Annotated in this window: 18 protein-coding genes; 1 reads left to right on the top strand and 17 read right to left on the bottom strand. The window is 52.1% G+C overall.

The window, feature by feature from the left end; genetic code table 11:
• Positions 1–8: 8 nt before the first annotated feature.
• The 14 genes from JNE38_RS07270 to JNE38_RS07205 all read right to left on the bottom strand — a co-directional run bounded on the left by JNE38_RS07270 (position 9) and on the right by JNE38_RS07205 (position 15,712).
• Positions 9–536, bottom strand: a complete 528-nt coding sequence (locus JNE38_RS07270; protein ID WP_203355931.1) for a hypothetical protein — start codon at positions 534–536, stop codon at positions 9–11.
• A gap of 77 nt (positions 537–613) precedes the next feature.
• The gene (locus JNE38_RS07265) at positions 614–2,296 is read right to left on the bottom strand and encodes a hypothetical protein (protein WP_203355930.1); all 1,683 of its coding nucleotides are present in this window, start codon (positions 2,294–2,296) and stop codon (positions 614–616) included.
• Positions 2,297–2,302: 6 nt separating this feature from the next.
• The gene (locus JNE38_RS07260) at positions 2,303–3,229 is read right to left on the bottom strand and encodes a hypothetical protein (RefSeq protein ID WP_203355929.1); all 927 of its coding nucleotides are present in this window, start codon (positions 3,227–3,229) and stop codon (positions 2,303–2,305) included.
• A complete protein-coding gene (glmU, locus tag JNE38_RS07255) occupies positions 3,223–4,314 on the bottom strand; it encodes a bifunctional UDP-N-acetylglucosamine diphosphorylase/glucosamine-1-phosphate N-acetyltransferase GlmU (RefSeq protein WP_203355928.1) in 1,092 nt (363 codons plus the stop codon). Before glmU ends, JNE38_RS07260 begins: the two co-directional genes overlap by 7 nt.
• Positions 4,311–4,517 carry a hypothetical protein gene (locus JNE38_RS07250; protein WP_203355927.1) on the bottom strand — a complete coding sequence of 69 codons (207 nt, stop codon included), beginning with the start codon at positions 4,515–4,517 and terminating at the stop codon, positions 4,311–4,313. The genes glmU and JNE38_RS07250 overlap by 4 nt, the downstream gene beginning before the upstream one ends.
• Before the next feature lie 52 nt (positions 4,518–4,569).
• Complete coding sequence (gene glmS / locus JNE38_RS07245; protein ID WP_203355926.1) at positions 4,570–6,402, bottom strand: glutamine--fructose-6-phosphate transaminase (isomerizing); 1,833 nt, start codon at positions 6,400–6,402, stop codon at positions 4,570–4,572.
• Between the two features lie 35 nt (positions 6,403–6,437).
• Positions 6,438–7,799, bottom strand: coding sequence for a nucleotide sugar dehydrogenase (locus tag JNE38_RS07240; RefSeq protein ID WP_203355925.1), 1,362 nt, complete (start codon positions 7,797–7,799; stop codon positions 6,438–6,440).
• Between the two features lie 22 nt (positions 7,800–7,821).
• The gene (locus tag JNE38_RS07235) at positions 7,822–8,628 is read right to left on the bottom strand and encodes a response regulator transcription factor (RefSeq protein ID WP_203355924.1); all 807 of its coding nucleotides are present in this window, start codon (positions 8,626–8,628) and stop codon (positions 7,822–7,824) included.
• Positions 8,625–10,067, bottom strand: coding sequence for a glycosyltransferase family 2 protein (locus tag JNE38_RS07230; protein WP_203355923.1), 1,443 nt, complete (start codon positions 10,065–10,067; stop codon positions 8,625–8,627). The genes JNE38_RS07235 and JNE38_RS07230 overlap by 4 nt, the downstream gene beginning before the upstream one ends.
• Before the next feature lie 27 nt (positions 10,068–10,094).
• Complete coding sequence (locus JNE38_RS07225) at positions 10,095–11,261, bottom strand: HEAT repeat domain-containing protein (RefSeq protein WP_203355922.1); 1,167 nt, start codon at positions 11,259–11,261, stop codon at positions 10,095–10,097.
• 30 nt (positions 11,262–11,291) lie between these two features.
• Complete coding sequence (locus JNE38_RS07220) at positions 11,292–13,466, bottom strand: hypothetical protein (protein WP_203357447.1); 2,175 nt, start codon at positions 13,464–13,466, stop codon at positions 11,292–11,294.
• A 489-nt stretch (positions 13,467–13,955) separates the two neighbouring features.
• Complete coding sequence (locus JNE38_RS07215) at positions 13,956–14,453, bottom strand: peroxiredoxin (RefSeq protein ID WP_203355921.1); 498 nt, start codon at positions 14,451–14,453, stop codon at positions 13,956–13,958.
• A 55-nt stretch (positions 14,454–14,508) separates the two neighbouring features.
• Positions 14,509–14,757 carry a glutaredoxin family protein gene (locus tag JNE38_RS07210; protein WP_203355920.1) on the bottom strand — a complete coding sequence of 83 codons (249 nt, stop codon included), beginning with the start codon at positions 14,755–14,757 and terminating at the stop codon, positions 14,509–14,511.
• Between the two features lie 31 nt (positions 14,758–14,788).
• Entirely contained in the window at positions 14,789–15,712 is a 924-nt protein-coding gene (locus tag JNE38_RS07205; RefSeq protein ID WP_203355919.1) for an NAD(P)/FAD-dependent oxidoreductase, read from the bottom strand.
• A gap of 343 nt (positions 15,713–16,055) precedes the next feature.
• Here JNE38_RS07205 and nhaC point away from each other — a divergent pair, with 343 nt between their 5' ends.
• Positions 16,056–17,408, top strand: a complete 1,353-nt coding sequence (gene nhaC, locus JNE38_RS07200) for a Na+/H+ antiporter NhaC (RefSeq protein WP_203355918.1) — start codon at positions 16,056–16,058, stop codon at positions 17,406–17,408.
• On the opposite strand, the gene JNE38_RS07195 is transcribed toward nhaC, so the two are convergent.
• The 3 genes from JNE38_RS07195 to JNE38_RS07185 are packed head-to-tail and all read right to left on the bottom strand — an operon-like array spanning position 17,405 to position 20,422.
• Positions 17,405–18,619: a sensor domain-containing diguanylate cyclase gene (locus JNE38_RS07195; protein WP_203355917.1), complete on the bottom strand. Its 1,215-nt coding sequence runs from the start codon at positions 18,617–18,619 to the stop codon at positions 17,405–17,407. The genes nhaC and JNE38_RS07195 overlap by 4 nt on opposite strands.
• 27 nt (positions 18,620–18,646) lie before the next feature.
• Positions 18,647–18,976: a DUF3870 domain-containing protein gene (locus JNE38_RS07190; RefSeq protein WP_203355916.1), complete on the bottom strand. Its 330-nt coding sequence runs from the start codon at positions 18,974–18,976 to the stop codon at positions 18,647–18,649.
• Between the two features lie 33 nt (positions 18,977–19,009).
• The gene (locus JNE38_RS07185; RefSeq protein ID WP_203355915.1) at positions 19,010–20,422 is read right to left on the bottom strand and encodes a PAS domain-containing sensor histidine kinase; all 1,413 of its coding nucleotides are present in this window, start codon (positions 20,420–20,422) and stop codon (positions 19,010–19,012) included.
• Positions 20,423–20,470 lie beyond the last annotated feature (48 nt).

Genomic DNA, 20,470 nt, shown 5'->3' with positions numbered 1-20,470 from the left:
GCTTTTTTCTATTCCGATTGCTTGATTCGTGCCTGCTGGATTGCCTCATACAGAGCTTGCAAGGTTTGCAGACTGTGTTCATCAACAGTGAAAGCAATTCCGTCAAACCAATAGGCATCCCTCTGCACGCAACTCCACTCCGGCCCACCGTGCAAAAGCTGCGCCTCTACACTTGCCTCCGTCTGATCCAGCTGCTCCCTAACGCTCAGATGCCTTTCCAATTCCGGGCGGAAGCTTTCCAGTACTCGAGCTTGTGACTCCTCCTGTCTGGCCAGCCGGAACATGGCCATCTCGATTTGCAGCCAGCAAGTCACGTAAAAATGAAATTCCAGAAACAACGTGTGCAGAGCCTGACGCAGCTCGGCATCCTCTCCTGTCGCTTGCCTTCTCTGCCAAGCCGCTCGCACGTCTTGCTTTTTCTCCTGGATCAAATCGTAATGGCTGACAGCGCCCCGATAAAATTTGCGCACAATGTTGTACAGCATATCTGGCGTGCGCGGCGGGAGCCCTTTGTGTCGGCTCTGTACATCCCGCATGGAAATTTCGCCTCTTTTCGGCTGCTCGTTTTCTCCATTGTACACGAAAATGCTTCGTCGTTGCGCTGCACAAGCCATTAGTCCTTTCCATTTTTCCAGTACTCGTAGGCATGGATCGCTTGCCCCATATAGGCAGGATATCCGCCCAGAAGCTGTGCAACGCGATCAAGCTGACGATTCATTTCGCCCATTCCATCTTCATAGAAGCTGACGAAGGAACTTTCGTGAGACTCTTTGGTCTCCACGGCTACCACCAGCTTTTTCCCTTGGTCGGAGGCGTACTTCATCTGACTTTCGACCAGCCCTACGATGCTCTCCGCCCGGTCACGGAATGCCATTAAAGTCGTATGATCCAGCCGGTCGATCATCCAGTGCGAAAAGGGCACGTCAGGTTGGCCGGGAGTCGGGGTGTTATCCAGCCAAGCGGCGAGATCCACGCTCGCTTCCAGACCTCCGTCCTTGGACTCGGCTACGAATGCTTCGATATTTCCCATCCATTGGCGCAGGACTGCCTCTTTGTCTTCTCTCCAGCGGGGCATCACATACGGCTCGATATCCACATGCACGCCGAGGATTCGCTCATCCTCCGAAGACGTTTGATTGTACGCTTTCACCCATTTGACCAGGGTCAAGAGCTTGTGCCGGTTTTCCTCCAGTGCCCAGATCGGATGACCTCCCATGGCGTGCACTTCGATCCCCGCCGCCTTTGCTTTCTTGACAAAATCCTGGTACATGGAGGGCGGCTGCTGCATATCGATTCGGACATAGAGCAGGTTTACACCATTTTTCTCGGAAAAGTCGAGGATTTCTTCGGATTCCGACTTCAAAGTCTCTGCACGCCAGATATAGGTGCCACGGTAGCCCCTTGGTTTATCAGGCAAAGGCGTCACGATGGCAGCCTCCTTCCAGTGCCGATAATCGTGAATCGCATTCCCGCCGTAAGATGGATGGTCCGCCAGCTTTGCAGGCAGCTCATCGAGGAGCTGGTTCATCTCGTCGACTCCCTCTTCGGCGAAAGATGCATGATCATCGTCGATTTCTTTCATGTTCACTGCGATCAGCACTCTGCGTTCAAGCTTGTCAGCCTGAGTCATTTCATCGTCGACCAGATCCAGCAGCCCATTGGGACCATCCAGCTTGTCCCGATACGCCATGATGCAGACCGTATCAAAACGGGATATCAGCCAAGTAGACAGGGACAAGTCCGGATTGTTCGGAGTAGGGATGTCATCCATCCAGAACGGGATCGCGGCACTCGCCTCCAGATTGCCGGCCTGCGCCAGTTCCTCCGTGAACACCTCGATGTTCGCTTGCCATTCCCGAATGACCCGATCCTGCTCTGTCTCCCATTGCGGAAGCAGATACGGCTCGATATCTAGTTGGATCCCTCTCACCTGTTCTGCCACGGACACGGAATCGTTGTATTTCTTGACCCAATTCACAATCTTCAGCATTCTCTTTTGATTGCTGGCCAGCGCCCACGCAGGATGACCCGCGACCGCATGCACTTCGATCCCCTTTGCATTCGCATCCCGAATGAAAGAACGATAGTAGTCGTACGTTTGATTCATATCGATGCGCAAGTAGATCAGCGTGATTTCATTCTCTTCACAAAAGGTCAAAATCTCTTGCTTGTTCTTGCCAATCGTCTCCGACTGCCAGATCCATGTGGCTTTACTCTTTTTTTCCGCAGGGGAAAAGCCGAATAGAAAGCCGAGCGTTAGGCATAGAACACTCAGGTAGATGCGCGCGGCTTTCATTCGTCATTACTCCTCTCGTCTGCTCGCATGGAGCCAACTCTCGTAATCGTGTATCGCACTGCCTGCAAAGGCGGGATTATTCGCGAGCTCATCCTCTAGAATGGCGAGCTGGCTCTCCATCTCGGCTGTTCCAGCCTGGTGAAAGCTCACATTATCCCCTTCATCGGATTTCAAAATGTTGACTCCGACCACTACCGAATCGCTTTTGAGCGCATTGGCATCAGCGACAATCTTGTGCACGATGTCAACGATGCCGTTCGGTCCTTTGGCGTGATTTCGATAAGCCATCAAGGTGATGCTGTCTAGACGCTCTACCATCCAGTTGCTCACTTTTTCCGATTCTCCCGGGACATGTACCGAATCGATCCAAAAGGGAAGGTCTGCACCGACCCGCAAATCGGAGTCTTTTTTCGTTTCCGCAACCAGGTAGACGACGTTTTTCATCCATTGCTTGACGACTGCGTCCTGATCCTTCTTCCATTCAGGCAGAAGGTACGGCTCGATATCTACGTGGATCCCCCGGAATTGTTCTTCGGCCTTGGCCGATCGATTATAGGCCTTCACCCAGGAGATCAGTTCACTGATGCTTCCACGATTTGCGACGTAAGCCCAGTTCGGATCGCCTCCCAGCGCCTCGACACGGATGGACGCTCGGCTCGCCGCTTGGATAAAGGTGCGGTAATCCTGCGGTCGAATCGTCGTCGGTTCTATGTGCAAGTAAATCAAATTGATTTCGTTTTGTTTGGCAAAGGCGATGATCTCCTCTGATTGCTCAGAAATGATGCGTGCATCCCAGATCCACGTCGCCTTCACATGAGCGGGGGATGGGCGGAGCTGCAGCATGATCAGCACAACGATCGATACGAAGATGGCAGCCAACAGCCATACCCAGCTTTGGCGTATGCCTGTACGTGCACATCGCGGTATCAGCATCGTCCCCCGGCAGCTTGGGCAGTTGCCAGCATGTTCTCCCGAGGCAAGCGACGCTCATGCCCTCTGTCTTCCTGCACTCCTGTCTCCCCGCTCACAAACGCGTACGGCCCAATGATGGAGTCCTGTGGAATCTTGCTGCCTACGACGGTAGACGAGCTCACCTGCACATGGCTTTCGATCACACTGTCCATCACATGAGCGTTTGGTCCAATGGCGCATCCCTCTGCTATACGAGTGCGTCCGCTCAAATAGGAGCCTGGATAGATGACCGTATCCGAGGCGATCTGCACATCCGAATCAATATAAGTCGAGACCGGATCAATAATCGTCACGCCATGACTCATGTGGCGCTCATTGATTCGCTTGCGCAGCTTTTGTTCCATTTGCGCCAGTTGGATACGGTCGTTGACACCCGCCCCTTCATCCGGATCATCCGCGACAAAGGCACTGATCAGGCAGCCTTGGTCTTGAAGAATCGACAGGACGTCTGGCAAGTAGTACTCTCCTTGGGCGTTCTCATTGGAGACGAGCGGCAGGGTCTCGAACAGTTTGCGATTATCAAAGCAAAAAATGCCGGTGCTGATTTCGCACACCTTTTTCTGTCCCAGAGTAGCGTCCTTTTCTTCCACGATCCGTCTGACGTCGCCGCTCTCGTCACGGATGATTCTGCCGTAACCAGTCGGATTGTCCACAACCGCTGTCAGGACGGTCGCCGCTGCACCCCTCTCCCGATGATAGGAGAGGAGTTCGTGCAGCGTTTCTTTTCGCACCAGAGGCGTATCTCCATTTAGAACGAGAGTGACGCCTTCCTGATTCTCCAATGCTTCGCGGCACATCCACACGGCGTGGGCCGTCCCCAGCTGTTCTTGCTGATGGGCGTAGGTGACGCGGTCGCCAAGCTGGTGCATGACCGCTTCCGCCCCGTGCCCGATCACCACGACCAATTTGTGCAAGGCGAGATCTTCTACCGCTTCTACGACGTGCTCGATCATCGGCTTGCCGCAAACCGGATGCATGACCTTGTACAATCTGGACTTCATCCGCGTTCCTTTTCCTGCTGCCAAAATAACTGCATGTATGTTCATCCGATTCCCTCCGTCCCGTCCAGCTTTCGCTCTCTATAGGAGCGAAGCTGGATGTCATGCTCGAAGTATGGCTTTAATTCACAAGTCAACGTGTCAATCATCATTCCCAGGTTGATGTCTTTCCTCTGCACGCCCAGCTGATAGGCCTTTTGCATAATCTCCAGCAAAACCTCCTGATTCAACGTCCGATTCGAGGTGCTCATTCACTCAATCCCCCTTTTATCTTCCTTCTACTTGGAGTTAGGACGTGCGTTGCTATTCGACTGTTACACTTTTTGCTAGATTTCGCGGACGATCCACGTCATTTCCCAAAGCAACGGAAGTGTAATACGAGATCAACTGAAGAGGAATCACGCTCAAAACCGGAGTCAACAGGGCTGGCGTAGACGGAATCAGGCAGACATCATCGACGGAGCGATGCAGCTCCACGTTGTCTTCCAGAGCGATCCCGAGGACGTTTGCTCCTCTTGCTTTTACTTCTGTAATGTTGCTGACCATTTTCTCGTGCAGCTCCGCTTGTGTGGACAATGCGATGACCCGCGTTCCTTCCTGAATGAGAGCCAGTGTACCGTGCTTGAGTTCTCCAGCCGCATAGGCCTCGGAGTGAATGTAGGAGATTTCCTTCAGCTTCAGGGAGCCTTCCAGAGAAACCGCGTAATCGAGTCCTCGACCGATGAAGAACAGATGACCCTCGTCCTTGATAGATTGAGCAAACGAGTGAATTCCCTCTGCGTGTGAAAGGACCGTTTCCACCTGATCGGGCAGCTTTTGCAAGGCCGCGATCAAGGAGATTCTCTCTTCGGCAGATAGCGACTCCTTGCACTGTGCCAGATACAGTCCGAACAAGTAGAAAGCGATCAACTGAGAGGTATAAGCTTTGGTAGAAGCCACCGCAATTTCCGGGCCTGCATTCGTCGTAATCAGATGATCGGCTTCCCGTGCGATGGAGCTGCCCACGACATTCGTGATCGCTACGATGGCAGAGCCGTGACGTTTTGCTTCACGCAAGGCGGCGAGTGTATCCGCCGTCTCACCGGATTGACTGACGACGATCGTGAGCGTCTTCCCTTTGAATAGAGGGCGTCTGTAGCGAAACTCGGACGCCACATCGATTTCCACTGGAATTTGCGCCAGATTTTCAATGACATATTTGCCGATCATTCCTGCATGGTAAGCCGTTCCGCACGCGACTATGTATATCTTTTCGATTCCGATGACGTCCTCGGGCGCCAAGTTCAGACCCGGGAATACAACACGCTGCCCCGCTTCGTCTATCCTCCCCGTCATCGTGTTTCGCAGAGCGCGCGGCTGCTCGTGAATTTCTTTGAGCATGTAATGGTCGTATCCATCCTTTTCCGCCTGCTCTTTGTCCCACTCGATTCGAATGAGGTCGCGTTCTATCAGCTGATTGGTATCCATATTCATGACCGTGACCGAATCTTTGGTCAATACGGCCAGGTCGCCATCCTCGAGGACGTAGACATCGCGCGTATGCTCCAGTACGGCGGGAATATCGGAGCCGATGAAGTTCTCTCCCTCACCTACCCCGATGATCAGCGGGCTGGCGAGCCGGACGGCTATAAGCTTGTCCGGCTCATGCTCTGTCATGACACCCAGTGCATACGCTCCGCGGATTTTGCCAGCCACTTGCTGGACGGTGGATACGATATCTCCGTTGTACGCTTCCGCCAGCAAATGAACAATGACCTCCGTATCCGTCTGCGAGGTGAATACGACTCCGCGCTCTTCCAGCTCATGCTTGAGATCGAGGTAGTTCTCGATGATCCCGTTGTGCACGATCGCGAATTTTCCGGACTGATCCTCGTGCGGGTGTGAGTTCTCATCGGCTGGGCGTCCATGTGTCGCCCAGCGAGTATGACCGATTCCGATCGCCCCCTGCAGGCTGGATTTCTCCGCCTGCTCCTCCAGTACATCGATGCGCCCTTTCGCTTTGCAGATCGCGATGGACTCCCCGTCGCACACGGCGATTCCGGCTGAGTCATAACCGCGGTACTCCAGTTTTTTCAGTCCATTAATCAAGATGGATTGTGCCTCTCTGTTGCCGATATATCCCATAATTCCACACATGTTACGCAATCCTCCCTTTCATGATCGTTCTCACCTTAGGCAAGCATGCTGATCATTTCTTTTTCCTGACGAATCGCAACGGAGTTCCCCAGCTTGTAAATATTCGCATTGGCAATGCCGTCAAAGGCGTTTCTCGTATCGATGATGGCGACACCCAGGTCTGCCAGTGCCTGATAATCAAAGCAGCGATGATTGGTGATCAAGACCATGCAATCATACGATTGGAAGAGCTCCGGATCGTTGTCGATCGAACGTACGACTTGCCCTTCCTTATTGACAAAGCTTTGCGCGTACGGATCGAAATAGTCTATCTTGGCCCCGTTTTTGGCGAACAGTTCGTAGATTTCCAGTCCTGGTGATTCACGCAGATCGTCGACATCCGGTTTGTACGCCATGCCGAGGATCAAAATTTTGGAGTTCTTGATTGCCTTGGCATACAGATTGAGAACCTGGCTGGTCTTGTTCAGCACGTAGTCAGGCATATTGTCGTTGATCGACTGCGCAATTTCGATAAATTGGCTGTGGAAGCGGAAGCCCTTGGCCTTCCAGGACAGGTACATCGGATCGAGCGGAATGCAGTGTCCGCCAATCCCTGGTCCCGGATAGAACGGCATGAATCCAAAAGGCTTGGTCGATGCCGCTTTGATTACCTCCCACACGTTAATCCCCATCTTGTCGCACATCATCGCCATTTCGTTCATAAAAGCGATGTTGACGCTGCGGAACGTGTTCTCCAGCAGCTTGGACATCTCCGCCACCTTCGGGGAAGAGACTGGTACGACGGTTTTTACGAGATTGCCGTACAGCAAGGTCCCCAGCTCGATGCATCTCTCTGTCGTTCCGCCGATGATTTTGGGCGTATTGTGGGTGGTAAACAAGCGATTCCCTGGATCGACACGCTCAGGCGAGTAGCAGAGGAAAAAGTCTACGCCTGCCTCGTAACCAAGCTTTTCAAATTCTTGCTGGATCAGCTCTTCCGTCGTTCCTGGATAGGTCGTGCTCTCCAGCGTAATCAGCATGCCCTTTCTCATGTACGTCTTGATCTGATCCACTACATGGATGATGTAAGAAGTGTCCGGGTCCTGATTTGGGCTGAGCGGAGTGGGTACACATATGCTGACGGCGTCCAGCTCAGACAGTACGCTGTAGTCAGTGGTTGGGAAGAATCGTCCCTGTGCCATGCATTCCTGCAGGGTTTCATTGGAAATATCCTGCACGTGCGAAATACCAGCCTTAAGATTCTCCACCTTGCCTGCATGCAAATCGATCCCTGTCACGGTGTAGCCGCTTTTGAGCGTCTCAATCGCGAGAGGCAATCCTACATAGCCCAGCCCGATGATCCCTACATGTGCTGTTTTCATTTGAAGCTTTTGTTTCAGTTCCTCGTATCTTCCCATTTTTGTTCCACTCCTTCTCTCTTTATGAAATCAGCCGTTTTACTCTTGCTTCCAGCTCCACAGGGGAGAATGGCTTGGTGATATAGTCAGAGGCGCCGAGGGCAAACGATTTTTGGACATCCTCCTCGAGCCTCTTGTCTGTCAGGATGACAATTTTGCTTGTGCAATCCACCTCTGCCCGCTTGATGCGCTCTATCAATTGATAGCCGTTAATCACCGGCAGATTCAGATCGGTGATGACCAGATCAGGCAGCACTTCCTGGAATTTCTGCATTCCCTCCACACCATCGCTCGCTACGTTGACCTGGTAGCCTTTCCGCTGCAGATAGATGGTCAAAAATTCATTCACTGTCTGGTCTGAATTGATGAGCAGGATGCTCGCCTGGTCCTCAACGCTGTCTTCCGCCACAGGATCGTAGATGTGAATCTCTCCCAATCCTTCCATTCCTCTGATATCCTGCATCATTTTCATGAGCGTCTGGCGAGACATTTGCATCTGTCCAGATGAGCGAGGGCCTCCGGAAAGGCTGGTGATGAGCATGCTGCCTGACAAAAGTTGTCTCTCCAATAAATATTCCTTCACTCGCAGGGCGTGAAAGTGAGTTTCGCCCAGCTTTTGCCCTACCACGAGCACACCCAGCACACGTTTGGTCTTGTCGTACGCATAGTGGGCGGTCACGTCAGGCGTATCCTTTTCAAATGCATTTCTGATCGCTTCCACTCCATCATTCGCGAGATCTTTGCAAGCCACCAAAATAACCCCACACGAAGTTTGGCTCGCTTCCATTTCACCGAGTAGCTGCTGAAATGCCGGTACGAGATTACTCATCCTCTTGCCTCCAAACTCGAAATGTTTTTGTTGCCGTCAGCTTGCCAGCTCTTGCGTGTCATGGTTCCCCACGAGTTGTTGTTGCGCAGGTATTCGATGTGTCCGAGGAATCTCCAGATGACACCGATTTGGCGATAGCCAAAGAACATCAAGATTGTATAGAAAAGCATTTTGACGATATCCCGGATACGAGGATAACGGCGAAACGCGATTTCCTCCAGCAGCAGCGCACCGACTCCCAGCAGTACGCCGTAAATGATGTTGAGCAGTCCATACAAGAGCAGAACGTTCGCATTCGTCATGTTCATGAGCGTGTAGCCAATCAGAGCCAGCAGCCCAGTGATACGGAAGTACGGATTGAGCGTCTCGAACAGGATGTTGAAAGGCAGAGTAAGCATCCCGAATATTTTGTATTTCGGGCGAAGGACCATATGCTGTCCGTACTCGATCATGTTTTTCAGATTGCCGCGCCCCCATCTGCGACGTTGGCTGCCCAGGATTCGGAAGGAGTCCGGGGCTTGTGTCCAGCAGACCGCATCCGGGCAGAAAGCGACACGATAAGGAAGTTTGTTTTCCAGCATGTACTTGTGCAGCTTGATGATGATGTTCATATCTTCGCCTGGATAGCCTTCGCGATAGCCGCCGACTTTGATCACATAATCTTTGCGGAAGACACCGAACGCGCCTGACACGATAATCAAACCGTTGATCGCGCTCCAACCGATCCGCCCTCCGAGAAATGCCTTCAGGTATTCCACTGACTGCATCATCGGCAAGAACTTGTCTGGCAGGCGGATGTCACTGACGACGCCATCCTCGATCTTGCAGCCGTTTGCGATGCGAATATCCCCGCCGATTGCGACTGTCTCTTCCGGATTTTCCATGTAGACTTTTGCGATCCGGATCAACGCATCTTTTTCCAACAGCGAGTCGGCGTCGATCGAAGCGATCAGCGGGTAGTGCGCGAGGTTGATCCCCGCGTTCAGCGAGTCGGCCTTTCCGCCATTCTCTTTATCGATCAAATACAGATTCGGGTAAGCCGGGTTATGGTAGATTCCGCGGATATCCGACGTCTGCAAGAGCGGCTGAATAGGCATGTGCCCCGATTCCTCCAGCTTGAACTCGCGAGTGAGGACCTGCAGGGTATCGTCCTTGGAGCCGTCATTGACCACGATCACCTCATAGCGCGGATAGTTGAGCGAAAGGAGTGACCGCACATTCTCGATAATCGTCAGCTCCTCATTGTAGGCAGGAACCAGAATCGAAATCGGTGGGACCTGCTCCGATCCGGACAACGCCTGAAATCTGGAGTAGATGGAGCTTTTCAAGATCCCGATGATGTTCTTGAAGGAGAACATCATGATGACGAAATACAACGAATTAATCGCAATCACATAGTAGACGGCGAACATTCCGTAGTAGAGCAAAAAATCACGCATAGCTTCCTCCCCTCCTGCTTGTTATTTTTAAGCTTGCACAGTTGAGATCGCTTTTCTTCGCGAGCTTTGATAGAGATACAGCTTTTGATTGTAGTGAAGCTGCATTTCCTGGTCGTCCTGCTGCTTTTTCCCTTTCTCAAGCTCCTCTTGCACCACTTGATGGGCCAGCTGCACATTGCTTCCGTATCGATTTTCCTGCAAAATTTCGCAGAGTGCCTGGAAGCCCTCGATACCCAGCTGTGCCAAACTGCGGGCGCTGTGGTGGCAGACCCACCAGTTCGGATCGCTGACCGCTTTTTTCAAAATCGGGATGTACACCGCAAGACCAAGTGAACCGATCGCTTTGGCTACCGCTGCTCGAATCTCCCAATCGTTATGGATAATAAACTCTCGCACGCGCTTGTCCGTGAGCAGACGGGAATCCTTGCACAGCAGCTTGACAGCCTTGATTCGCACCTCTTTTTCCTTTGCGTTGACCAGCTTGTGCAGATACGGCTCCAGATTGGATTGATGATGGACGGAAAGTCCGATCAATCCGATCTCGACCAGATCCCGGTCGGCTTCCTGCAAGAGTGCGACGTACAGCGGCTCCGTTTCCACCTCTGTCTCACTGATGATGTCCACGATCAAGGGATGGCAGTTTTTGCGATGCCGGACGAGCTGCCGCACCATCTCACCGAGATCGTTTCCGTTGCGCGCGCACTTGGCGACCGCACGGGCTACGATAAACAGACTCGGGTCGTAGTCGAGCTTTTCCAGCAGCTGCAGCAAACCTGGTACCGCCCTCCGGGAGCGCATCACTCCCAGATTGTAGGCCGCATCTACCCTCGTCCACTTCCAAGCACTGTTCAGCCGTTGCAAGTCGAGATCTACCAATCCCAGATCCTCGCAGAGCCAGCCCAGCTTTTGGCGATGCACGCCTGTGAACCGCTCCATCAGCTCGAACAGCTTTTTCTGAATGATTTGCTTTTCCCCAATCGTGACGTTCCCATAAGGCACTTTCAAACGTTCTTCCTCTTCCCCATGCGCCTGCAGGTAGACAAAGTAATCCTGGTATTTTTCCAAGCAGTCTTTGGTTCGTTTTTCTACCGCGATATTACGCAGCTTCAATCCGAACAGGATCAAAAGACCAAGGATGGTCACACCGCATAGCACGTACAGAAAAAGGAATGCCGTCGCCAATGGTGTTTGCACTTCTCTCACACTCCTCTGGATGCTACCTCTTCACTTTTGCAAAATGGACGGCTGGATTTCTCGATAGGTCTTTTGCAAGATCGAGTAGCTTTGTTTCATTCTCTCGTGGTAGCGCACCTGCTCCCACGTTGGCCATGTATAGGCAGGAAGCTGAGTCACGTGGAAGGGCGCAGTCGTTTTGGATAGACTCGTCGAATCTGGCTTCGCTCGATCCCCGATCCATGGCAGCACCCGGATCCCTTTTGTCGTTGCCGTTTTAAACGTCTTTCCTTCTCCCTGATAGCTCATGACGGTAAGCGAGCTTGGATCTGTAAAGCCGAGCAGCATCCACGGCACCCGTATCTCCACAACCTTGTCCTTCACTTGCCATGCAGCCAGTGAGTTGTAATTCGCATCTGCCGGATTGGTAGTTCCCCGCAGCAGCTTGCCTACCTCCACTTCTTCCATCGGGTAGTATTTTTTGCTGTCCGGAGGCTCCATTTCCAGCCCAACCGCGAGCTTCCACGGATTGAAAACTCCAGAATCATCGCGTAACTCTTGATCTTTGGTCGGGATCATCCCGTACGCTTTTCCATACAGTCTCGCATGGAAGTCGTAGTTGGACGCGATGCGAATGTCGCTCTCCTCGTCTTTGCCGAGCGTAATAAGCGTCTCCAGTCCCTCATCGAGTGTGACGCCGCCCAGCTGCTTCGCGTGTCGGTTTCCTCCCGGCGTCGTGTCGAAGCCGAGATAGAGCACTTCTTTTTGCGGATCAAAAGAATGTTCCAGCTGCGCCATGAGATAGACATACCCTTCATCGTGCGCCATCCAGATTTCTTCATATCCGGGTACTGTCACATTCAGCTTTTTCTTCTCCTCCGGCTGCATCTTGTCCCAGTCCGAACGATCGCCGTCCATATTTAGGACTCCATCTTTGTTCGGATACATTCCCAAGATGCCAAACAGAGATTCGTTCGTCAGCACGTTGATCCAAAATGAGCGTCGATCTTCCGGCAATTCAAATCGCATGGTGTTCCAGGTCTTCTTGAACCATTCATCCTGCCAAGCGAATACAATCCCGCCAGCGTAGCCCTCCTCGCCGATCTCGCGCATGAGCTCTGCGTTGATTTCTCCTTGCTCTTTTTCCGTGTGTCCGCCTTGGTCCCGTCCGAGATTGCCCAGATGCGCGGTTCCCCAGGAAGCCGGCACCCCAAATTCCGTCACCAGAATCGGCAAATCTTTATGATAGGCCTTCAGCTGGCGCAGGTACGCTTTGTACGTGTCGATCTCACCCTCGCCATTCTTCACTTGCTGCAGGGCAGGATCGTACCGGAAAAAGTCCGGATAGTACGGATAGACGTGATAGGAGGCGAAATAGCCGGCATCCCACGAAGCGGGTTGAATATGGGTAGGGTCTACGCTGACCAAATCCTCCTGATAGATCGGTTCACCCGGATGGGACAGCGGATCCGTCGTCACCCAGTTCGTGAACGTCATCGGATGCTGCCACCCCTGCTTGCTTTCCTCTTTCGCGACGGTGTCTACCATCTCGGCCAGCCACGCTTCAAATGCTGTCGACTTGCCGGTCGTCTGAAAGTGCTCTCCCTGATAGGAAGCGGATTTTGCATGCAGCTTATTGGTATTCTGCACCATCACGGGGTCCCATTCTGTCCCCGTATGCCAGCCGATCAGATACGGTCCGGCGTTGGCCCGGTACTTTCCGCTAGCTTTTCCCTGTCTCTCTGGAATGGTGATGTCCCCGTAAACAGCCCCTACGGCATCCTGAATCTCATGACGAAACTCTTCCCGAATCTGTGGCAAGTAGGCGTCCTTCTTTTCAATCAGCATTTCCTCGGGACTCCAGATTCCTTGCATCAAATAAAGGGGGTCCCCCTCTTTTTGCCGATTGTAGGCAACCAGCGCTTCGTAAAATTCCGGGGGATGGATCGTATACACCCGGATGACGTTTGCACCCATTTCATCAATCATGGCAAACCATCGCAGGTAATCTTCTTTTTTGATCGGCAGCTCGCCGGGATAATGACCGGGCAGCGAGGCTCCCAAGTTCACTCCTTTTACAAAGAACGGCTGCCATTTTTGATTTTGATAAACTTCAATGTGGTCACCGGCGGTGCGGAATTTCATCTGGAAGCCGCTCGTGGTTTCCATGCTCTCTACGCGGCTGCTATCCCAAAACCACCAGAAAGAGCTGATTCCTGCCACCATCAGCAATGTGAGGCTCACCCATTTCACGCGACTCTTTTTCTGTTTCAATTCCCGTCAACCTCCGATATATCGCCTAGAGCTTCTGAACAATTTCAGCGGGCCTACCGACATAGTCATTGTAAACATAGGGACAAAAGCCTTCCCATAGACTGAAATCACTATTATGCTTTTTTGACGGCTGTAACCGAAATGTAATAATCCGGCACAATAAATCGGATTGTCCTACGTTTTTTGGCTGTAAGTCCTGCAACCTTACATGCCATCCGAACCAATCTTGTTTGTAAGTAGGTACATATTCACGTCGCTATTAATTCCTTTCATGAGACGAAAATGGTAGGTTGCTACCAACTGGAAAAAGCTATGTAAAGAATTGATGATCATATATGTACGATGTCTTTGAACTTTTTTATTCCAATACAAAAAATCCGCTGCCAACCAGGGCAACGGATTTTTTTAGTATGCGAGATTTACTTGTACCTCTTGCCTATATTACAGAGTTTTCATCCCTGGCTTCCAGTTCGCAGGGCACAGTCCGCCTGCCTGAAGCGCTTGGAGGACCCGTGAGGTTTCGTCTACGCTGCGTCCTACGTTCATGTCGGTCACGACCTGGTAACGCAGGATTCCTTCTGGATCGATGATGAACAAGCCCCGGTAAGCTGCCCCTGCCTCTTCGTCGAGGACGCCGTAGGCACGAGCCGTTTCTTTATTGAAATCACTCGCCAGCGGGAAGTTTACAGCACCAATCCCATTTTGGTCGCGTGGCGTATTGATCCATGCGCGGTGTGTATGCACGCTGTCAGTAGATACACCCAAAACTTCGCAATCCAGATCGCGGAATTCCTCTGCATGGTCGCTGAAGGACGTAACCTCTGTCGGGCATACATAAGTGAAATCAAATGGCCAGAAGAACAGGATCAGCCATTTTCCTTTGTAATCAGCGAGAGTGGCGCGCTCTTCCAGCGTCTCCAGGTTTTTCGTGGTGAGCATGGAAAAATCGGTCTCGGTGTCTGATTGATCGGTTCAGGAGTGTCGATTCAGATCATTATTGAGCGGATTCTTCCAAAGCAGCGAGTGCCTTTTTGATGCGGTTTGGATTGAAGCCCAGGATCTGCTTGTCCCCAATGAGGGTAAGCGGAACGGACATAATGCCCAGACGGCTCAATTCTTCACCGTATGCATCGTTTTCATCGATATTGCGCTCTTCGAAAGAGATGTTTTGTTCAGTCAGGTAGGTTTTCAGCTGTTTGCAAAATGCGCAGTTTGTGCTGGAGTATACGATTGCTTGTGCCATGAGTGTTTCTCTCCTTTTTCTGTTAGAGGGATTATTTGTATTGAGGTACGATTTTGGAACGCTTATTAATATATCGGTCTACCGCCATCGCTGCAATAGCTCCGTCGGCTGCAGCTACAACCGCTTGCTTGACAGGAGTCTTGCGCACTTCTCCGGCACCGAATACGCCGGGAACGGAAGATTGCATAAACTCATCCAAAATCATGAACCCTTCGTCATCCAGGGGAACCTGTCCATCCAGGAAATCGGTGCCTGGCTTGCTGCCTGAGAGGAATACAAAGACGCCATCCACGTTCAGCATTTCTTCATTTCCTTCCGCAGAGCGAATGCGCAGCCCTTCCACCGAATTCTTTCCGACGATCTCGAGCGGGCGTGCACGGAACAAAATCTCCGTATTTGGCAGCTCTGGGACACCATCTACCCCTTGCAAATCCGCGCGAGGCACCAGGAAGGTGATTCGATCCGCAAATTTGGTCAGAGCGTGCGCTTCTTCTACCGCCTCTTCCGTGTCGCCGATGACAGCAACGTGCTTGCCTTCGTAAAAAGCGCCGTCGCAGGTCGCACATGTGCTGACTCCGCGGCCCAGCAGATCTTCTTCACCCGGAAGCATGCGGTTGCGTCCTTTCGAACCGGTAGCGACGATCACCGTCTTGGCTTCAAAAGTACCGTTCGCAGTGAAGATGGCTTTTACCTCATCCTCCACATCGACCGCAGAAATGGTAGTCTGAATGAACTGGGCACCAAAGCCCTCCGCTTGTCTGCGCATCTTCTCGAGTAATTCTTTCCCCGAGAGTTCGCCTTCCACGCCGGGATAGTTTGCAATTTTATGGGTCAGGGCAAGTGCTCCAGTACCTGGTGCCTTGTCGATTACCAGTGTCTTCAAGTTTCCACGGGCTGTATAGATGGCAGCGGACGCGCCTGCGGGACCTCCGCCGATAATGATCACATCATACATAACAGGCTCCCCCTCTCTCTCTCATTATCAAATTAAAATTATTATCAACTAGGAACATTTCTCATTTTACTAGATATCAGTTGAAAGTCAATATCTTTTTATAATCATTTTAAATAACTCTTGTTTTCATTGATAAATCAATCATTATTTTCGAGTGAGATAAAGTTGAGCGAACTTACTCACTACTCTCCATTATTTTGCGATTCAAAATTCTACTGAATTCATTGACGGATCAAATGAATCAAGATAAAGTACCCCTATCTCACTTGAACGCACAAAAGCATAAAAGCACGAAAATGCGGTCGACTCGTGAGTGGTACACCAACATCAAGGAGTTGCCTACATGAACAAGCCTTTATCATTTTCTCAAAGCATCTGGGTGCTTCTCGCCATTTTCGCCATCCTGTTCCCTGCTCTTTTCTGGGGGAAAGTCGAACCCCATATGCCTCTGTTCGGGGCTGCCATTGCTGCGGCGATTCTTTTGCGCATCTTCGGCATTCCGTGGAAGCAGATGGAGGAAGGCATCATCAAAGGGATTCAATCAGCCATCGCCCCTATTCTCATCCTGTGCCTGATCGGGATTCTCATCGGGGTCTGGATGATGAGCGGCACGGTCCCGACCATTCTGGATTACGGAATTGCGGTCATTCGCCCTGAATATTTTACGATCAGTGCGCTTTTCTTGACCATCATCGTCTCTACCGTAACCGGCAGCTCCTTCACGACCATCAGCACAGTGGGGGTGGCTCTGATGGGCGTCTCGACGGCACTGGGTCTGGACCCGTTGATGACGTCTGGCGCGATCATTACCGGCGCCTGCTTTGGCGATAAAATGTCTCCTCTGTCCGATACGACCAACTTCGCCGCTGCCATCTCGGATGTCACGCTGATGACACACATCCGGTACATGACCCATACCGCCATTCCTGCTCTCGCGATTGCAACGATCTTCTTTGCACTGCAAGGGAAGACGGCGCACGTCAATCTGGACGCCATCCAGGATATCCGCCTGGCGCTCGAGCAGCATTTTACACTGGGTCCGGTGACCTTGCTCCCCGCCGCGGTCGTGTTGATCTGCTCCGCTCTTCGCAAGCCGATCGTGCCCACGCTAGTGTTCGGGATCCTCAGCGGTCTGCTGGTGGCTGCCCTCGTGCAAGGGGTTCACTCGCCGGTCGTATGGATGGAAGTCATGCAAAAAGGCTTCGTCAGCAATATCCCCAACGAAGCCGTACAAGCTATTGTCAATCGCGGTGGATTGTTGTCGATGACCTGGTCGCTTGCCCTCATTCTCATCGCCCTGTCGCTCGGCGGACTTCTCCAGTCCAGCGGCGTTTTTCAAGGGCTGTTTGCCGGCCTGATTGAGCGCATCAAACGCGACGCGGGCATGGTTGGGCTCGCAGGCTCTTCTTCCATCCTGGTCAATGTTCTGACAGGCGAACAATACTTGTCCATCCTCCTGCCAGGTCAAATGTTTCACGATGCTTTCGTCTCCCGCAAGATCGCCGGCAGAAGGCTGTCCAGGACGCTGGAAGACTGCGGCACGCTGGTCAATCCGCTCATTCCGTGGGGCGTCAGCGGCGCGTTTTTCACCACAACCCTGCATGTCCCTACTCTGGATTACTTGCCGTATGTACCTTATCTGTGGCTGTCGCCGGCACTTACCTTCCTCTTTGCATGGCGACGCCAAAAGGCTTAAGAGCTGGCAAATACAGTCGTGCAATTTTTCCCTCTGCGCTTGGAGCGGTACAGCGCCTCATCTGCTGCCCGCTTCAGGCCATCGGCTGTATCGGCGTCATCGGGAAAGCGGGCAATTCCCACACTGACTGCAACCGGAATGGAGCCATCCTCCTGAACCAACGGTCGAGACTGTAAAAACTCCCGGATCGCCTTCACCTTTTCCACCGCTTCCTCCATCCCGGCCCCAGGCGAAAGCAGCATGAACTCATCTCCCGCATAGCGATACACGGTATCGGAGCTACCCGCACTCACCTTGAGCGCTTCCGCAATCCGTCTGATCAATTCGTCCCCAGAGTGATGTCCGTAGTGATCGTTCACCGCTTTCAGATTATCTGAATCCAGCATGATCAGAACGACAGAAGGATCTTCCTTGCTCATGAGCTGCTCCAGATCGTTGTGAAACGCACGATAATTGCACAAGCCTGTCAGCTCGTCCTTAAAGGACATCTGATAAACCCGCTCGTATAATCTCGCGGTCTCGATCGCACTGGCTACTTGGAAGCCGATAATCTTCAGCAGCTCCTCGTGCTCCTTTTTGTAGGCGAATTCCCTGTAGGATTGAGCTGAAATAACCCCTTTCATCTGGTTGCCCAGCATGAGCGGGACGAAAATACAGGTGTTCGTATCAATTTCCGGACTCCCCCAGCGAATCATCTCCGGTTCGCTCGGTTCATCTTTCATCGTGCGGATATGTATCGTCTGTCTCGTGTCGAACACGCGGGAAATAATTCCTTGACCGTAAGGCACGGTCAATGGTCCGTAATTGATCCCGCTGTCGATGCTGATGGGGACGCGTATTTCACTGTCACCTTCATCGAAAAAGGCGATGAAGAACGCATCCGCCCGCATGACTCTGGAAACGAGCTCAAACGCCTTCCACAAAATCTCGCTCTCGTCAAACGTCTTGGCGAAAATATGGCTCAGGTCATGCAAGATTTTCATATGCTCTGAAATCCACAGCATTTCGTTGACCTTTTCATGCAGCTCACCGATCTCCTTCATCACACTGCTATGGAGCGAGCTGTCCTCTTCTGACAGAAGTCCTGCAAGCTCGCGTTCAACGGCTTCTATTTCAGAGCGATCCACTTCTTCGATGCGGTTCAGCCATTGGCTATAGCGCTCCAACAGCTGCCGCCCGTATGCTTCTCTTACCGCGAAGTCTTCATGCATGTACACCCCTCCGGCCACCCAAGTAGCTTACCATTTTTTCTCGTGATATCGCTCGACGGCAGCACGGATCGCCTGCAGTACGGCACCCTGACCTGGAGCCAGAAAACGCTCTTGCACGGCTGGCGTTATCTCCTGCATACAACCGTCTTTCACCGATTTCCCCAGAAGCAGACTAACGAGAAATTCGCTCGTCTTATCCATGACGAATGAAAAGCTAGCATCGCATATCACATCGCGATCCGCGTCAATAATCAGCACACATCCAACCATCGTGGATACCTCGTACAGTGTGGTTCCTTTCGGGATTTGCGCGAAGCCCGCCGTCAGAACCGTATTTTGGCCAGCATGGTCTGCCATCCTGATCTTCCCCCCAGCGCTTTTGACCACAGGCTACCCGTGAACTGGCAAAGACACCTCAACCGTCGTGCCTTGTCCGGGCGCACTCATCAATCGCAGTGTCCCCCCGTGGTTTTCTATGATTCTGCGACTTACCAGTAGGCCCAGGCCCGTCCCAGATTCTTTTGTGGTAAAAAAAGCTTCTCCCAATCTCGTCAATTGCTCAGGAGCGATCCCCATGCCATTATCTTCAAAGCGGACGATGACCCGACTGTCTTCACAGCGCAGCCGAATCACGATCTCGCCACTGCCCTGCATGGCTTCAATGCCATTCTTGAGAAAATTGATAAAGGCTTGCTTCAGATGATTTTCGTCACAACGTATCATGGGCATTTCCGTTTCAAAGACGACCCTAATCATTACTTTTCGCAAAATCGCTTCCGTCTCCAGCAAGGTCACCACGTGGCTGATCAAGGTAGACAAGTTGCGCGCCTCAAAAGCTGCGGCATGCGGCTTTGCCAAAACCAACAATTCGTTCACAATCAATTCAATGCGGGCCAGCTCAGAGCTCATGATGGAAAAATACTCAGGCTTACGCATACCATCTTTCTGCATTAACTGGACGAATCCTTTTAACGATGTCAGAGGATTTCGTATTTCATGTGCAATACCGGCGGCCAGCTGACCGACCAGCGCCAGTTTTTCCGAGTTTTGCAAAAATTCCTGCGCCCTTTTTCGTTCGCTTATATCACGTATCAGCACGTAGCAAGAAGGCTTTCCGGAAATCACGGCGTTCGTGGCGCTTATCTTCGCATCCAAGAGTTTCCCGTCCAACCGGATGAGCTCCACCTCGAGTGGGCCGACTGTCTCTCCGTTTTCGACCCGAAGCAGCATGTCCTCGATCATTGGCAGGTCATGCGGGTGAAACAGCGACAAAAAAGGAACCTGCAGCAGCCAGTTCAAATGAGTGGCCCCTGCGAGCTTGACCCCGACCTGATTGGCGTAATGCAGTTTGCCTGCACGGTAAATAAAGACTCCCTCTGAAGACAAGTCGGCTGACTTGCACGGTTCGCTGCCACTGCTATCCTTTCCATTCGTGCCGATCTGTTGGACGATCGCGTAATAGCCGACCGCTGCCCCATCTGTGAAAAAGGTATCAAACGCAATATGTACCGGCACCGAGTAGTCATCCTTATGCGCGAGAGAGGTGCAGAACGGCTTGGCATTCCCCTCAATGGCGAACTGCGTCTGCAATTTCACCATTTCACGCTCTTCCGTGACAGCCAATAGCCAAAAGGGAGTTCCTGCCCAGTCCTCGGGCGCAAAGCCAAGCAGCTGCTCGCACGCGCGATTTCCCGTAAATACCGTACCGTAGCGATCTAGCAGAAAAGCAGCTTGGCCCAGTTGGTCAAAGAAGGAGCGATAGAAAAGACCGCTCCTGATGCCGCTATCCAACAAGTCTTTCATCGAATCCCCTCCTGGGACAAGAAAACGGCTACTCCTTGTGGCGGAAAT

The sequence above is a fragment of the Brevibacillus choshinensis genome, from assembly GCF_016811915.1.
Taxonomy (GTDB): Bacteria; Bacillota; Bacilli; order Brevibacillales; family Brevibacillaceae; genus Brevibacillus; species Brevibacillus choshinensis_A.
This window is presented reverse-complemented; position numbering and strand designations above follow the sequence as displayed.

What these genes read in the sequence shown, in the direction of transcription:
- JNE38_RS07235 (WP_203355924.1), bottom strand. Translation starts at nt 8,628, where the DNA reads ATGAGTAATCTCGTACCGGCATTTCAGCAGCTACTCGGTGAAATGGAA.
- JNE38_RS07250 (WP_203355927.1), bottom strand. Translation starts at nt 4,517, where the DNA reads ATGAGCACCTCGAATCGGACGTTGAATCAGGAGGTTTTGCTGGAGATT.
- JNE38_RS07260 (WP_203355929.1), bottom strand. Translation starts at nt 3,229, where the DNA reads ATGCTGATACCGCGATGTGCACGTACAGGCATACGCCAAAGCTGGGTA.
- JNE38_RS07220 (WP_203357447.1), bottom strand. Translation starts at nt 13,466, where the DNA reads ATGGTGGCAGGAATCAGCTCTTTCTGGTGGTTTTGGGATAGCAGCCGC.
- glmS (WP_203355926.1), bottom strand. Translation starts at nt 6,402, where the DNA reads ATGTGTGGAATTATGGGATATATCGGCAACAGAGAGGCACAATCCATC.
- JNE38_RS07185 (WP_203355915.1), bottom strand. Translation starts at nt 20,422, where the DNA reads ATGAAAGACTTGTTGGATAGCGGCATCAGGAGCGGTCTTTTCTATCGC.
- nhaC (WP_203355918.1), top strand. Translation starts at nt 16,056, where the DNA reads ATGAACAAGCCTTTATCATTTTCTCAAAGCATCTGGGTGCTTCTCGCC.
- JNE38_RS07195 (WP_203355917.1), bottom strand. Translation starts at nt 18,619, where the DNA reads ATGCATGAAGACTTCGCGGTAAGAGAAGCATACGGGCGGCAGCTGTTG.
- JNE38_RS07190 (WP_203355916.1), bottom strand. Translation starts at nt 18,976, where the DNA reads ATGGCAGACCATGCTGGCCAAAATACGGTTCTGACGGCGGGCTTCGCG.
- JNE38_RS07265 (WP_203355930.1), bottom strand. Translation starts at nt 2,296, where the DNA reads ATGAAAGCCGCGCGCATCTACCTGAGTGTTCTATGCCTAACGCTCGGC.
- JNE38_RS07270 (WP_203355931.1), bottom strand. Translation starts at nt 536, where the DNA reads ATGCGGGATGTACAGAGCCGACACAAAGGGCTCCCGCCGCGCACGCCA.
- JNE38_RS07210 (WP_203355920.1), bottom strand. Translation starts at nt 14,757, where the DNA reads ATGGCACAAGCAATCGTATACTCCAGCACAAACTGCGCATTTTGCAAA.
- JNE38_RS07205 (WP_203355919.1), bottom strand. Translation starts at nt 15,712, where the DNA reads ATGTATGATGTGATCATTATCGGCGGAGGTCCCGCAGGCGCGTCCGCT.
- JNE38_RS07230 (WP_203355923.1), bottom strand. Translation starts at nt 10,067, where the DNA reads ATGCGTGATTTTTTGCTCTACTACGGAATGTTCGCCGTCTACTATGTG.
- glmU (WP_203355928.1), bottom strand. Translation starts at nt 4,314, where the DNA reads ATGAACATACATGCAGTTATTTTGGCAGCAGGAAAAGGAACGCGGATG.
- JNE38_RS07215 (WP_203355921.1), bottom strand. Translation starts at nt 14,453, where the DNA reads ATGCTCACCACGAAAAACCTGGAGACGCTGGAAGAGCGCGCCACTCTC.
- JNE38_RS07240 (WP_203355925.1), bottom strand. Translation starts at nt 7,799, where the DNA reads ATGGGAAGATACGAGGAACTGAAACAAAAGCTTCAAATGAAAACAGCA.